Below are 14085 nucleotides of genomic sequence, written 5' to 3' on the forward strand. Positions count from 1 at the left end.
ATTTGCACCAAGCAGAGCGGGCGGACGGTGTGTCAAACCACACCGTCCGCCCGCCCTTTGTGCGACCTGCGGCTACGAAACCACCGCCGGGTCCGGTGACTTCACGACCCGCTCGTTGCTGCCGTCGTCACCCACGGCCACACTGCGCCGCTTCGACACGTACACCGCGCCGATGATGACGAGGGCGGCGAGCGCCGCCACGATCCCCCGAACGGCTGGGTTTGCGGCGTCGCCGTAACTGAACTTGACGATGGCCGGTGCGATCAGGAGCGCCACCAGGTTCATCACCTTGAGCAGCGGGTTGATCGCGGGCCCCGCGGTGTCCTTGAAGGGGTCGCCGACCGTGTCGCCGATGACGGTGGCGGCGTGCGCCTCGCTGCCCTTGCCGCCGAAGTGGCCGTCCTCGACCAGCTTCTTGGCGTTGTCCCAGGCACCGCCCGAGTTGGCGAGGAAGACCGCCATCAGGGTGCCGGTGCCGATCGCGCCCGCCAGGTACGAGCCGAGCGCGCCGACGCCGAGGGTGAAGCCGACCGCGATGGGGGCGAGCACCGCGAGCAGGCCGGGGGTGGCCAGCTCGCGCAGCGCGTCCTTGGTACAGATGTCGACGACTCGCCCGTACTCCGGCTGCTCGGTGTAGTCCATGATCCCGGGGTGCTCGCGGAACTGCCGCCGCACCTCGAAGACCACGGATCCGGCCGACCGGGACACGGCGTTGATCGCGAGCCCCGAGAAGAGGAAGACGACCGCCGCGCCCAGCATCAGCCCGACCAGGTTGTTGGGCTGTGAGATGTCCATGCTCAAGGTCAGCTCGCCGGCCTTGGCGTGGACGTCGCTGACGGCCGTGCCGATGGCGTCCTTGAACGAGCCGTAGAGCGCCGAGGCCGCGAGCACGGCGGTGGCGATCGCGATGCCCTTGGTGATGGCCTTCGTGGTGTTGCCCACCGCGTCCAGGTCGGTGAGCACCTGGGCGCCGACGCCCTGGACGTCGCCGGACATCTCCGCGATGCCCTGGGCGTTGTCGGAGACCGGCCCGAAGGTGTCCATGGCGACGATCACGCCGACCGTGGTGAGCAGACCGGTGCCGGCCAGCGCCACCGCGAACAGCGCGAGCATGACCGAGGTGCCGCCGAGCAGGAAGGCCCCGTACACGCCGAGACCGATCAACAGGGCGGTGTAGACGGCCGATTCGAGGCCGATGGAGATCCCGGCCAGGACGACGGTGGCAGGCCCAGTGAGCGAGGACTTGCCGATGTCCCTGACAGGGCGCCGGGTGGTCTCGGTGAAGTACCCCGTCAACTGCTGGATCAGCGCCGCCAGGACGATGCCGATGGCCACGGCGACGAGCGCCAGGACCCTCGGATCGCCGTTGTGGTTCTTGATCACGTCGTCCGTCACGCCGTTCAACTTGGCATACGTGGACGGCAGGTAGACGAAGACCGCGATAGCCACCAGGGCGAGCGAGATCACCGCGGAGATGAAGAAGCCGCGGTTGATCGCCGACATTCCGCTGCGGTCGGCGCGCCGCGGGGCGACCGCGAAGATACCGATCATCGCGGTGACCACGCCGATCGCCGGGACGATCAGCGGGAAGGCGAGGCCCGAGTCGCCGAACGCCGCCTTGCCGAGGATCAGTGCCGCGACCAGGGTCACGGCGTACGACTCGAACAGGTCGGCCGCCATGCCGGCGCAGTCGCCGACGTTGTCGCCCACGTTGTCCGCGATGGTGGCGGCGTTGCGCGGGTCGTCCTCGGGGATGCCCTGTTCGACCTTGCCGACCAGGTCGGCGCCGACGTCGGCGGCCTTGGTGAAGATGCCGCCGCCGACTCGCATGAACATGGCGATCAGCGCGGCGCCGAGGCCGAAGCCCTCCAGGACCTTGGGTGCGTCGGCCGCGTACACGAGCACGACGCAGGAAGCGCCGAGCAGGCCGAGGCCCACCGTGAACATGCCGACCACACCACCGGTGCGGAAAGCGATCTTCATGGCCTTGTGGGAAACCGAGGTGAGATCTTTTTCGGGTTCGCCTTCCGCGGGAGTTGCCTCTCGGGCGGCGGCCGCGACGCGCACATTCGCGCGCACGGCGAGACGCATGCCGATGTATCCCGTCGTCGCCGAGAAGACGGCGCCGATCAGGAAGAACACCGAACGGCCTACGCGCTGCGACCAGTTGTCGGACGGCAGCAGGAACAGCAGGAAGAACACCACGACGGCGAAGATGCCGAGGGTGCGCAACTGCCGGGTCAGATAGGCATTTGCGCCTTCCTGTACGGCCGCCGCGATCTTCTTCATCGAGTCGGTGCCCTCGCCGGCCGCGAGGACCTGGCGCACCAGCAACTGCGCCACGATCAGGGCCGCCAGCGCGACCGCCGCGATGACGATCACGATCAGCCGGTTGCCGTCGGTCAGTACCGCGGCCGCGAGAGATGTGGGGTGGTCGAGTTCCGTTGGGTTGAAGAGCCCCGCCATTCGTCCTCCTTGACGCTCAGAGCTCAAGATGTGGACGGATTGTAGGTAGCGGAACACGATCAAAACAGGGCGCCGCAAATGGAATTGACCTTGACCGGCTCACCAGAGAGAGATCCGGTCACGAAAATGTCCCCGAAAGCGGTAACGGGGCAAAAGCATTGACGCTTGATCAACGATCAAGCGACGGGGGCCGGAATCTGGATCAAGGAATGAAAAAAGGCCCTGCTCAGCAGGGCCAGTCCTCATATCGAAAAGCAGTGGATCAGGGAAGCATCGTGGCCGGTGTGGTCGGCCAGCTCATCCGGATGACGCCGCCGGACTCGCCGGAGCTGACCTCCACATCGTCCACAAGCCCACTGATGACAGCGAGGCCCATTTCATCCTCCCCGCCGTCGTCGAGCTCCTCGTAGGGCACCGAGCCGCGCGCACCCGGCACCACCGTGCCGGGACCTCCCGGGCCCGGCACCTCGTCGCCGACCTCGATGGAGAACGACTTCTCCTCCTCGGTCAGGACGACACGCACGGGGGCGTCTACGCCGTGCGAGCGGTGCAGCCCGACAGCGCGGCTGCACGCCTCGCCGACGGCGAGTCTGACCTCGTCGAGCACTGCCTCGTCGACCCCGGCCCGGCGCGCCACGGCGGCGGCCACCAGACGGGCCGTCCTGACATGCTCGGGCTGGGCACTGAAACGGAGTTCAACGGTGGGCATGGCGATCCCCCTCGAACGTACGGGCGTACCTCTCAGGGGCCCCGGGCCAACATGCCACCCGGTGCCCCTGTCCTTCCTCCGGAGCCGTCCGTGGACGGCCGCCGTCAGTCGGTCGCGTTGACGGCCTCGTCGACCGAGCCGTGGATCGGGAACACCTTGGTGAGCCCCGTGATCCGGAAGATCTTCAAAATTCGCTCCTGATTGCAGACCAGGCGCAGCGAGCCCTCGTGCGCGCGCACGCGCTTGAGCCCGCCCACGAGCACGCCGAGGCCGGTGGAGTCGAGGAAGTCCACGCCCTCCATGTCGACAACCAGGTGGTAGCTGCCGTCGTTCACCAACTCGACCAACTGCTCGCGCAGCTTGGGCGCGGTATACACATCAATCTCGCCACCGACCTCGACGACCGTACGGTCGCCACCAGGGCCGGACACATTGCGAGTCGACAGGGACAGGTCCACGGATCCTCCAGCACCTTGCTATCGAGCGGCCGCCCCCTGAGTCTCCCCGGCGGAGCCAGAGAACGGATCGCCAGCCGCGATGGCATTCAATCACTTACCAGCAGCCATGCACGACGCCTTGGGACCATTGTCCGCTACGCCAGTGACACACTCGGTGCCGATGGCCAGGAATCACCGCCCCAGAACACCCGCCGACAGCACGGGTGAACGACCCGACCCCGGCACGGTCCTCGACCGGCTCGCCGCAGGGGCGGGCCGGGCTGCGCGCATCACTCATACGGAGCACTTGCCCCCGCGCGAGGGACGTCATGCCGTCTGGCCGCACCTCATCCGCCCGGAAGTGATCAACGCCATTCAGGACGCCGGCATCGAGCACCCCTGGGCCCACCAGGCCACCGCCGCCGAGCACGCCCTGAACGGCGAGTCGGTGGTGATCGCCACCGGCACCGCGTCCGGCAAGTCGCTGGCCTACCTGGCGCCGGTCCTCAGCACCCTCCTGGACGGCTCCGAGGCCCCGAACGGCCGCGGCGCGACCGCCCTCTACCTCGCCCCGACCAAGGCCCTGGCCGCCGACCAGCGCCGCTCGGTGAAGGCCCTGGCTGCCCCGCTGGGCAACGCGATCCGGCCCGCCGCGTACGACGGCGACACCCCGGTCGAGGAACGCGAGTGGGTGCGCCAGTACGCGAACTACGTCCTCACCAATCCGGACATGCTGCACCTGGGCATACTTCCCTCCCACCCCAGGTGGTCCTCCTTCCTGCGCGCCCTGCGCTATGTCGTCATCGACGAGTGCCACACCTACCGCGGCGTCTTCGGCTCCCACGTCGCCCAGGTGCTGCGCCGACTGCGCCGCCTGTGCGCCCGCTACGGCGCCGACCCGGTCTTCCTGCTCGCCTCCGCCACCGCAGCCGAGCCGTCGGTCGCGGCGGGCCGCCTGACCGGCCTGCCCGTGGTCGAGGTCGCCGACGACGCCTCCCCACGCGGCGAACTGGTGTTCGCCCTGTGGGAGCCCCCGCTCACCGAACTGCCCGGCGAGAAGGGCGCCCCGGTCCGCCGCACCGCCATCGCCGAGACCGCCGACCTGCTCGCCGACCTGACCGTGCAGGGGGTCCGCACGGTCGCCTTCGTCCGCTCCCGGCGCGGCGCCGAGCTCATCTCCGTCATCACCCAGGAGCGCCTGTACGAGGTCGACCGCAGCCTCGCCCGCCGGGTCGCCGCCTACCGGGGCGGCTACCTGCCCGAGGAGCGCCGCGCCCTGGAACAGGCCCTGCACTCCGGCGAGCTCCTCGGCCTGGCCGCCACCACCGCCCTGGAGCTCGGCATCGACGTCTCGGGCCTGGACGCGGTACTGATCGCGGGCTACCCGGGCACCCGGGCATCGCTGTGGCAGCAGGCGGGCCGGGCCGGGCGCTCGGGCCAGGGCGCCCTGGCCGTTCTGATCGCCCGCGACGACCCGCTGGACACCTACCTCGTCCACCACCCCGAGGCGCTGTTCCAGCAGCCCGTCGAGTCCACCGTGCTCGACCCGGACAACCCGTACGTCCTGGCCCCCCATCTGTGCGCGGCGGCGGCCGAGCACCCGCTCACCGAGGCCGACCTCGAACTGTTCGGCCCGGCGAGCCCGGGGCTCATGCCGCAGCTGGAGCAGGCGGGACTGCTCCGGCGCCGCAGCAACGGATGGTTCTGGACCCGCCGCGAGCGGGCCGCCGACCTCACCGACATCCGGGGCGGTGGCGGCCGCCCGGTCCAGGTCGTGGAGGCCTCCACGGGACGGCTGCTCGGCACGGTCGACGCGTCCGCCGCCCACACCGCCGTCCACGCCGGCGCCGTCCACCTCCACCAGGGCCGTACGTACCTGGTGAACCACCTGGACCTGGAGGATTCCGCCGCCCTCGTGGAGGAGGCCAGCCCGCCCTATTCGACCGTCGCCCGGGACATCACCTCCATCTCCGTCCTGGAAACCGACACCGAGATCCCCTGGGGAGCCGGGCGCCTGTGCTACGGCTCCGTCGAAGTCACCAACCAGGTCGTCTCCTTCCTGCGCCGCAAACTCATCACCGGCGAGGTGCTGGGCGAGACCAAGCTCGACCTGCCGCCCCGCACCCTGCGCACCCGGGCCGTGTGGTGGACGGTCACCGAGGACCAGCTGGATGCCGCCCGCATCAATCCGGAGATCCTCGGCGGCGCCCTGCACGCCGCCGAGCACGCCTCCATCGGGATGCTGCCGCTCTTCGCCACCTGCGACCGCTGGGACATAGGCGGTGTCTCCGTACCGCTGCACCCGGACACCCTGCTGCCGACGGTCTTCGTGTACGACGGCAACCCGGGCGGCGCCGGATTCGCCGAACGCGCCTTCCACACCGCAGCGCGGTGGCTGACCGCGACCCGCGAGGCGATCGCGTCCTGCGAGTGCGAGGCCGGCTGCCCCTCCTGCATCCAGTCGCCCAAGTGCGGCAACGGCAACGACCCCCTGCACAAGCGGGGCGCCGTCCGCCTCCTCACGGAACTGCTGCGGGGAGCCCCGGCAGAGCCCGCGACGGCCCCGCCCGTGACCTGACCGACGGTGTGTACGGGCCGAACCTCGCCCGCACCCGTACGTCCGCGATCTCCCCGGCCACCGAACAGCGCACCAGCTCCGCGCCCTGGGCCCGGGCCACCTCGGCGGCCTTGGCGCAGGCGTCCGGCGCGCCCCACAGGGCCCGGTCGGCCGCCGCGAGCGCGGCCAGGTCGGCGGCCCCGCCGGCCCGGTGCCGGGCGGCCACCGCCTGTCCGAGACCGAGCACGGCGGCGAACACCGCGCACATGGTGGCGGCCGTCAGCGCCACCCACACCGTGGCGGAACCCCGGTCGGCACACCGTGCACCCCTCAGCCACGGATCCACGAGACCTCTGCCCCACCAGCTCACGAGGCCCTCACCCACCGGTTCACGAGACTTCTGACCCACCGGCCCACGGAGCCGCTCTCCCGCCGGTTCATGAGACCTCTGCCCCACCGGCCCACGAAGTCGGCCTCCCGCCGGTTCACGAGGGCTCCCCCACCGTGTCCTCCGCCAGCGCCGCCGCCTCGGCACTGAGCCTCAGCGCCAAGTGGTGCGGCCCGGGCGTGGCGGACTCGACCCGGACCCGCCACAGTTCCCCGGCCCGCCGCACCGTGACCGTGGCGCCCTTCGGCGCCGCCGACCGGGCCGCCGCCAGCGCCACGGCCTCCGGCTCGGAGCGGGCCGCCGCACGCGCCCCGGCCCTGGCCGCGTCCACGCAGCGGATCTCCGCCGAGGCGGCCATCAGCGCCCAGAGCAGCGCCAGCGCGAACCCGACCAGCGCCGGGATCGCCACGGCGGTCTCGGCCGTCACGAAACCCCGGTCACCGCGCCGGCGCCGACCGCCCTCAGAACTGCACATCGAGCGCCCTGGTGATCAGCTGGGTCAACGCCGTCACGACCCCGCCGCTGGTGACGACCTTGTACAAGATCGCCGCGAAGGCACAGGCCGCGAGTGTGCCCACGGCGTACTCCGAGGTGGACATCCCGGCGTCGCCCCGCACCCGGCGCCGCAGCGCCAGACCCCAGAGCCGCATCCGCCGATTCGCTCCCGCCGCCCGCTGATTCATGCCACCGTTCATTTCTTCCAACTCCCTTGAGTGATACGTACGTTGATGGGCACCCAAGCCGTCCGAGGCATAGGGCGAATTGACGGGCAGGCTGATCCATGCGCGTGTTGATCCACGCGCAGGCCGAACGACCCGCCCGTGCACTGCCATCCCGGGACGCGCCCGATGCGCCCCTGCTGTTCGCGCTCAGCGCTTGAGCAGCCCGCCTGCCAGACCGATCACCACCGGGGCGACGCCCGCCGCGAGGAAGGCGGGCAGGAAGCACAGGCCCAGCGGGCCGGTGATCAGCACGCCCGCGCGCCTGGCCCGCGCCGAGGCGTCCCTGGTCCGTTCGGCCCGGCAGCGCTCGGCCACCCGGGCGACCGGCCCCGCCGCGGGAGCCCCCGAGGAGGCGGCCCGTTCCAGACAGCGAGCCAGCTCGGCCGCGCCCGGTATCGTCCCCAACCTCCCCCACGTGGCGGCCGGTTCACCGCCCATCCGCAGTTCCGCCGCGACCCGGCCCAGCCGCGCGCCGACCGGCCCTTCAAGAGAGGCTCCGACCGCCCCCGCCGCCTCGCGCGGCCCCGCCCCGGCCGCAAGGCAGGCGGCCAACAGGTCGGCGGCAAGGGGGAGTTCGCGGGCCGCTTTGCGCGCATCGCCCTCGTCACCCCGCGCTCGACGCCGACGGCCCCATTTCCAGGTCCCGTACGCCGCCGCCAAGCCGGCCAGCACTCCCCCGACACCGCCGATCAGCACATAGCAGGCGCCCAACGCCCCCAACGGAGCGGCCCAGTTCTTCGCCCGGGCCGTCTGCGCCGGCCCCCAGCGCCTGCGCGAGGGCCGGGCCGACGCCTCAAGGGCCAGCAGCGCGGCCATCCTGCGCCGCACCCCGCGTTCCTCCCGCCGGCGCGCGACCTCCAGGGCCGTCCACAGGGCGAGGGCGAGCACCCCCGCAACAACCCCCAGCCTGTGGACAACCTCCGGCGCGAACATGCCCGTCCCCGCTCCCCAGCCGGTCGCGAACGGGCTCATCGCCCCTCCCCGGCCCGTACGATCCGCGCCGCCCAGCACACCCCGGCGGTCTCCAGGACGGCGGCCACCAACAGGCATCCGAACCCGGCCGGGCTGTGCAGCAGCACCCGCAGCGGGCCCGCGCCCATCGCCGTGCCGAGCACCAGCCCCAGGGCCGGCAGCAGCGCCAGCAGGAGTACGGTCGTGCGCGGCCCCGCCAACTCGGACCGCAGTGCGTCCTGTTGCTCCCGGTCCGCCCGCAGCGCGCTCTCCAGGCGTTCAAGGCCCGATGCGAGCCCCGCCCCTCCGTCCACCGCCACCTGCCAGCAGGCGGCCACCCCGGCGAGCCCCTCGGCGCCCGGCTCCCTGGCCGCCTCGCGCAGCGCCGCCGGCACATCGCCGCCGAACTTGGCGGCTGCCACCACCGGGGCCGCCGCCGCGCCCAGTGCCGCCGTGTCCCGGGCGGCGGCGGCCAGCGCCTGGCCGGGCTGGCGGCCCGCCCGCAGCTCTCCGGCCACCGCGGCGCACCAGGCGATCACCTCATCGGCCCGCCGCGCCCTGGCCCGCTCGCGCTCCCGGGCCCGCAGTCGCCGCCCCACCAAGGGCACCGCCACCGCCCCGGCGACCAGGGGCAGCACCGACCCGCCCAGTACCGCGAGCACCAGCGCCACCGGCAGGCACAGCCACTCCAGCCGCCACCGCGCCCGGTCCCGCGTTCCCGCGAGAAAACGTCCGAAAGGCGACGCCATGAATGACGCGATGAACGCGGATCCCTCCCCTGTCGCACCGGGGGCGCCACCGGCCGCCCCGGTCCCCGCTCCGGTCCCCGCTCCCGCGAACATCAGCCGGGCCCGCCGCATCCCCTGGTCCTGCCCGGCCCACAGCCACGCGGCCGTCCCCGCGCACATCGCCGCCCAGGCGGGCAGCCCCATCCGAAGATCTGTCACAACGCACCCCCGATCAGCGCCCGGAGCCGCTCCCAGCCCGAGTCGCGCACAAATCCCGCCGCGCCCCACCGCAGCGCGGGCACCGTCACCACCAGTCCCGCCGCATCCCGCTCCAGGACGCGCACCTCCGCGATCCGGCGCCGCCCGGCCCGGTCCCGTACGAGGTGGACCACCACCGACAGGGCGGCCGCCAACTGGCTGTGCAGCGCGGCCCGGTCGAGCCCGGCCGCCGTCCCGAGCGCTTCGAGGCGGGCCGGAACGTCGGCGGCGGAATTGGCGTGAACCGTTCCACAGCCGCCTTCGTGGCCGGTATTCAAAGCGCTGAGCAGATCGGTCACTTCGGCGCCTCGCACCTCGCCCACGACCAGGCGGTCCGGCCGCATGCGCAGCGCTTGGCGCACCAGGTCCCGCAGGGTCACAAGACCGGCGCCCTCCTGGTTGGCGGGCCGCGATTCGAGGCGTACGACATGCGGATGGTCGGGCCTCAACTCGGCTGAGTCCTCGGCCAGTACGATCCGTTCGCCCGCGCCGACCAGGCCGAGCAGGGTCGACAGCAAGGTGGTCTTGCCGGTGCCGGTTCCGCCGCTCACCAGGAACGAGACCCGGGCCTCGATCAGCGCCCGCAGCAGCTGTTCACCGTCGGGCGGCACCGTCCCCGCCGCGGTGAGCTCGGCCAGCGCGAACGCCCTCGGCCGCACCACCCGCAGCGAGAGGCAGGCTGAGCCGACGGCGACCGGCTCCAGAACGGCATGCATCCGGGTGCCGTCCGGCAGCCGGGCGTCCACCCAGGGCCGGGCGTCGTCCAGTCGGCGGCCCGCCACCGCGGCCAGCCGCTGAGCGAGGCGGCGCACCGCCGCCGGGTCGGCGAACCGGACCCCGGTCAGTTCGAGACCGCCGCCCCGGTCCACCCAGACCCGGTCGGGCGCGGAGACCAGCACATCCGTCACCTCCGGATCGGCGAGCAGCGGCTCCAGCGGTCCGGTCCCCACCAGTTCGGACCGCAACTCCTCTGCTCCGCCCAGCACTTCGGCATCCCCGAGCAGTCGGCCCTGGGCGCGCAGCGCCGCCGCGACCCTGGCCGGTGTGGGCTCGGCCCCGCTCTCCGCCAGGCGCTGGCGCACCGCGTCGAGCAGCGGCGCTCCGGCGCCCCGCACCGGCAGCCCCCGAGGTCGCACCCCGCCACCGGTCGGGGGAGACGCACCGGAGGAGGACGTGCTCGAATCCCGTACCGCGTTCACGAGACCGCTCCCCCGGTGCGGCCGCCCGCCAGCGACTGGTCCCAGAAGGCCGTACAGAATCGGGCCAGCGGCCCCCGGGGCGCACTGCCCGGCGGCGACCCGCTCTCCTGAGCCTCCAACAGACCGGGTTCCCACGGCAGTTCGCCCGCCAGGGGCAGGCCCAGCGCGCTGGCCACCCACTGTTCGTCAAGGCCGGACGCGTACGGACCCCGTACCACCGCGCGAAGATCGCGCAGCACCATGCCGACCGACGACGCGACCCGGTTGGCCGCCGCGACCGCGCGCAGCTCGGCCGGGACCACAAGGAGACCCAGGTCCAGCTGGGCGAGCGCCTCGACCACCGCGTCGTCGACCCGGCGCGGGAGGTCCACGACGACCACCCCGCCCCGCCTGCGGGCCGCCGCGAGCACCGCGCGCATCGCCTCGCCCGGGACCACCACCGAGTCCCCGCGGTCCCAGCTCAGCACCCTCAACTGATGCAGGCGCGGCAGCGATTCCTCCAGGGCGCCTCCGGCGACCCGCCCGCGCGAAGCGGCGAAATCCGGCCATCGTCGGCCGTCGGTCTGCTCGCCGCCGAGCAGCACATCGAGGCCGCCGCCGAGCGGGTCGCCGTCGATCAGCATGGTGCGCTGCCCGGACCGGGCGGCGGTCACCGCGAGGGCGCAGGCCAGCGTCGACGCCCCGGCGCCGCCGCGCCCGCCGATCACGCCGACGGTCAGGGCGGGGCGCCCCACGCCTTCGGCGGCGTCCGCGATGCGGTCCACGAGCCACGGTTCCGCGTCGGGCAGCCGCAGCACGTGATCCGCGCCGAGCTCGACCGCGGCCTGCCAGACTCCGGGGTCGTCCTGATCCCGGCCCACCAGCAACACCCCGCGCCTGCGCGCCGAACCGAGCAGCCTGGGCGCGGCGTCGTCGCCGACCAGAACCAGCGGCGCGCTCTCCCAGCCGCCCCTGCGCTCGGGCACCCCGTGGCACACCTCGGGCTCGGCCCCGGCCGCGGCGCACAGCCGCAGCAGATCGTCGAGCAGTTCCTCGTCCTCGGTCACGATCAGCGGTCCGCCGCGCCGCCCCTCCGCGCCCGACGACCGGTCGGATGCCATGACTCCGTCCACGATTTCCGCCCCTCTCACTGCGATTCCTGCGTCCGCGGACTTCGCGAACTGGAATCACGGTGGAGGGAGACTCGAAATAATGTGGATCTTGATCAAAAGCTGTGGACAACTATCCCCGTTGTGAATATCCCGTTCACCTATACCAGTGACTTCCGGAGCGCAGCGCAACCACTACGCACAGTGACGAATCACGGCAGACGGGGAGCGCCACAAGCGAGGCGGGAAGAGGGGGACGACGATCGGCTCCAAGGGCCGAAAACGCGTCCGGACATGCGACGACCCCCGCCGGGGGGGAGAGCGGGGGTCGTCCCCACGGCCGACTCGGGGGGGGAGGAGTCGGACCGGGTTAGCACGGTCGCGAACGATCCGTGACTTCCATGGTGTACCCGAGAGCCTTCTCAGGCAAACCCACGCGCCCCAGCTTACGCCGAATGGTGGGCGCCTATGCTCGGGCTCGTGGAAAACCACTCGCTGCCGCGTACCGCCGCCTTCTTCGACTTGGACAAGACAGTCATTGCCAAGTCGTCGACGCTGACCTTCAGCAAGTCCTTCTATCAAGGAGGACTGATCAACCGCCGAGCCGTACTGCGCACCGCGTACGCGCAGTTCGTATTCCTCGCCGGCGGTGCCGACCACGACCAGATGGAGCGGATGCGCGAGTACCTGTCCGCGCTCTGCAAGGGCTGGAACGTGCAGCAGGTCAAGGAGATCGTCGCCGAGACGCTGCACGATCTGATCGACCCGATCATCTACGACGAGGCCGCCTCCCTCATCGAGGAGCACCACGCCGCGGGCCGCGATGTGGTCATCGTGTCGACCTCCGGCGCCGAGGTCGTCGAGCCGATCGGCGAACTCCTTGGCGCCGACCGGGTGGTGGCCACCAGGATGGTCGTCGGCGACGACGGCTGTTTCACGGGTGAGGTCGAGTACTACGCCTACGGGCCGACGAAGGCCGAGGCCGTCAGGGAGCTGGCCGCGTCCGAGGGGTACGACCTGGCGCGCTGCTACGCGTACAGCGACTCGGCGACCGACGTCCCGATGCTGGAGGCGGTCGGACACCCCCACGCCGTCAATCCGGACCGGGCCCTGCGGCGCGAGGCGAACGCCAGAAAATGGCCGGTTCTCGTCTTCAGTCGTCCGGTCCGCCTCAAGCAAAGGCTGCCCGTCATCAAGATGCCACCGCGCCCGGCGCTGGTGGCCGCCGCGGCGGTCGGCGCGGCCGCGGCGACCGCCGGTCTCGTCTGGTACGCCAGCCGACGACGGGCCGCCGAATCGGGCTGAGGTGCCGAGGGAACGCCCGGACGGATACGCCTGAAAACAGACGTCCCCTTTGCCCCTGTTTGAAGCTAAAAGTAAAGAACTGTGGCCAGGGGTTTCGCTTCCCGCCGGACGGGAGTAGAAAGGACTCAACGGCCCGCGAGACCCGGGACATCCGAGAGGATCACCTTCTACGCAAAAAAGGCCCCACGGACCGAGCATGAAAATCGAGCACCCACGCGACGTCGACCCGTCGATTACGGGCCAGCCGCACCAGGTGAACGGGCAGAGAATCCCGGCCTGATGGGCAACATTCGAGGACGCTTGGTAACCCGGTGGACATGCCAGCGGCGGTATCGGACATCGATACCGCCGCAACCCTTTTCCGGACAGGGCGGGCCGACGAAGCCCGCCGCTCCCCACTGAGCCGACGGGAAGCCTCTACGCGGCGCCCCGCTGGAGCGCCTCGCACACGGCCGTCGACTCGCGTACGCCCAGCTCGACCGCCTTCCCGCAGTGAGTGATCCAGGCCGCCATGCCCTCAGGAGTCCCCGAGGCGTAGCCGTCGAGTGCCGCGGCGTAGGCCGCCCGCCCCAGTTCTGCGTGGCCGACCTCGGCCGGGCAGATCGCCTTGGGGTCGAGCCCGCTGCCGACCAGCACGATCCGCTCGGCGGTCCGCGCGACGAGCCCGTTGCAGGAGGTGAAGGGCCGCAGCGCGAGCAGCTCGCCGTGCACAATGGCGGCGGTCACCAGGGCGGGAGCGGAGCTGCCCGCGATGATCAGCTGGGAGAGGCCTTCGAGGCGGCCCGCCACCTCGTCCGCATCCGGCAGCGGGAGCTCGATCAAGGGCTCGTCGACACCTTCGCCGCGCTGCCGCGGCCGGCCCACCGCGTCACCGGCGTCGGCGGCCGCGACCAGGTGCAGCCGGGCGAGCACCCGCAGCGGCGACTGCCGCCAGATCGACAGCAGTTGGCCCGCCTCGGCGGTCAGCCGCAGGGCGGCGCCGACCGTGCGCGCCTCGGGCTCGCTGCCGAAGTCGGTACGCCGCCGCACCTCTTCCAGCGCCCAGTCGGCGCCGGACAGCGCGGCACTGCCGCGGGCCCCGCGCAGCGCCGCCTCCGAGGTGATCTCGTTGCTGCGGCGCCGCATCACGCGGTGCCCGTAAGCCCGGTCCACGGCCTTGCGCATGGAGTCCACGGCGTCCGGGACGCCGGGCAGCCCGCCGAGGGCGACAAGAGGGTCAGCGGCGTTCGTACTCATAAGTAGGGAGGCTACGCGTCCGCAAGCCGCGCCCCACCTTC

Annotated in this window: 13 protein-coding genes; 2 read left to right on the forward strand and 11 right to left on the reverse strand. The window is 72.0% G+C overall.

The window, feature by feature from the left end; genetic code table 11:
• Positions 1–72: 72 nt before the first annotated feature.
• The 3 genes from ACIBK6_RS27550 to ACIBK6_RS27560 all read right to left on the reverse strand — a co-directional run bounded on the left by ACIBK6_RS27550 (position 73) and on the right by ACIBK6_RS27560 (position 3633).
• The gene (locus tag ACIBK6_RS27550; protein WP_399054067.1) at positions 73–2466 is read right to left on the reverse strand and encodes a sodium-translocating pyrophosphatase; all 2394 of its coding nucleotides are present in this window, start codon (positions 2464–2466) and stop codon (positions 73–75) included.
• 262 nt (positions 2467–2728) lie between these two features.
• Entirely contained in the window at positions 2729–3175 is a 447-nt protein-coding gene (locus tag ACIBK6_RS27555) for an ATP-binding protein (protein WP_399054068.1), read from the reverse strand.
• Between the two features lie 104 nt (positions 3176–3279).
• Entirely contained in the window at positions 3280–3633 is a 354-nt protein-coding gene (locus tag ACIBK6_RS27560) for an STAS domain-containing protein (protein ID WP_053728100.1), read from the reverse strand.
• A gap of 79 nt (positions 3634–3712) precedes the next feature.
• Between ACIBK6_RS27560 and ACIBK6_RS27565 the strand changes: the two genes are divergently transcribed.
• On the forward strand, positions 3713–6190 hold the full coding sequence (locus tag ACIBK6_RS27565; protein WP_399054069.1) for a DEAD/DEAH box helicase: 2478 nt from the start codon (positions 3713–3715) through the stop codon (positions 6188–6190).
• Here ACIBK6_RS27565 and ACIBK6_RS27570 read toward each other — a convergent pair.
• The 7 genes from ACIBK6_RS27570 to ssd all read right to left on the reverse strand — a co-directional run bounded on the left by ACIBK6_RS27570 (position 6132) and on the right by ssd (position 11515).
• Positions 6132–6554, reverse strand: a complete 423-nt coding sequence (locus ACIBK6_RS27570) for an Rv3654c family TadE-like protein (RefSeq protein ID WP_399054070.1) — start codon at positions 6552–6554, stop codon at positions 6132–6134. The two genes, ACIBK6_RS27565 and ACIBK6_RS27570, sit on opposite strands and share 59 nt — an antisense overlap.
• A 100-nt stretch (positions 6555–6654) precedes the next feature.
• Entirely contained in the window at positions 6655–7032 is a 378-nt protein-coding gene (locus tag ACIBK6_RS27575; protein ID WP_399054071.1) for a TadE family type IV pilus minor pilin, read from the reverse strand.
• Positions 7019–7207, reverse strand: coding sequence for a DUF4244 domain-containing protein (locus ACIBK6_RS27580; protein WP_399054194.1), 189 nt, complete (start codon positions 7205–7207; stop codon positions 7019–7021). Before ACIBK6_RS27580 ends, ACIBK6_RS27575 begins: the two co-directional genes overlap by 14 nt.
• Positions 7208–7426: 219 nt before the next feature.
• Positions 7427–8251: a type II secretion system F family protein gene (locus tag ACIBK6_RS27585; protein ID WP_399054072.1), complete on the reverse strand. Its 825-nt coding sequence runs from the start codon at positions 8249–8251 to the stop codon at positions 7427–7429.
• Positions 8248–9162, reverse strand: a complete 915-nt coding sequence (locus ACIBK6_RS27590; protein WP_399054195.1) for a type II secretion system F family protein — start codon at positions 9160–9162, stop codon at positions 8248–8250. The genes ACIBK6_RS27585 and ACIBK6_RS27590 overlap by 4 nt, the downstream gene beginning before the upstream one ends.
• A gap of 11 nt (positions 9163–9173) precedes the next feature.
• A complete protein-coding gene (locus tag ACIBK6_RS27595) occupies positions 9174–10352 on the reverse strand; it encodes a TadA family conjugal transfer-associated ATPase (protein WP_399054196.1) in 1179 nt (392 codons plus the stop codon).
• Between the two features lie 59 nt (positions 10353–10411).
• Positions 10412–11515: a septum site-determining protein Ssd gene (ssd, locus tag ACIBK6_RS27600; protein WP_399054073.1), complete on the reverse strand. Its 1104-nt coding sequence runs from the start codon at positions 11513–11515 to the stop codon at positions 10412–10414.
• 456 nt (positions 11516–11971) lie between these two features.
• On the opposite strand from ssd, the gene ACIBK6_RS27605 reads away from it, so the two are divergent.
• Positions 11972–12808 (forward strand): HAD family hydrolase, encoded by an 837-nt coding sequence (locus ACIBK6_RS27605; protein WP_399054074.1) that lies wholly within the window; start codon positions 11972–11974, stop codon positions 12806–12808.
• 417 nt (positions 12809–13225) lie between these two features.
• On the opposite strand, the gene ACIBK6_RS27610 is transcribed toward ACIBK6_RS27605, so the two are convergent.
• Positions 13226–14044, reverse strand: coding sequence for an oxidoreductase (locus tag ACIBK6_RS27610; RefSeq protein WP_399054075.1), 819 nt, complete (start codon positions 14042–14044; stop codon positions 13226–13228).
• Positions 14045–14085 lie beyond the last annotated feature (41 nt).

This window comes from Streptomyces sp. NPDC050485 (assembly GCF_044458185.1).
Taxonomy (GTDB): Bacteria; Actinomycetota; Actinomycetes; order Streptomycetales; family Streptomycetaceae; genus Streptomyces.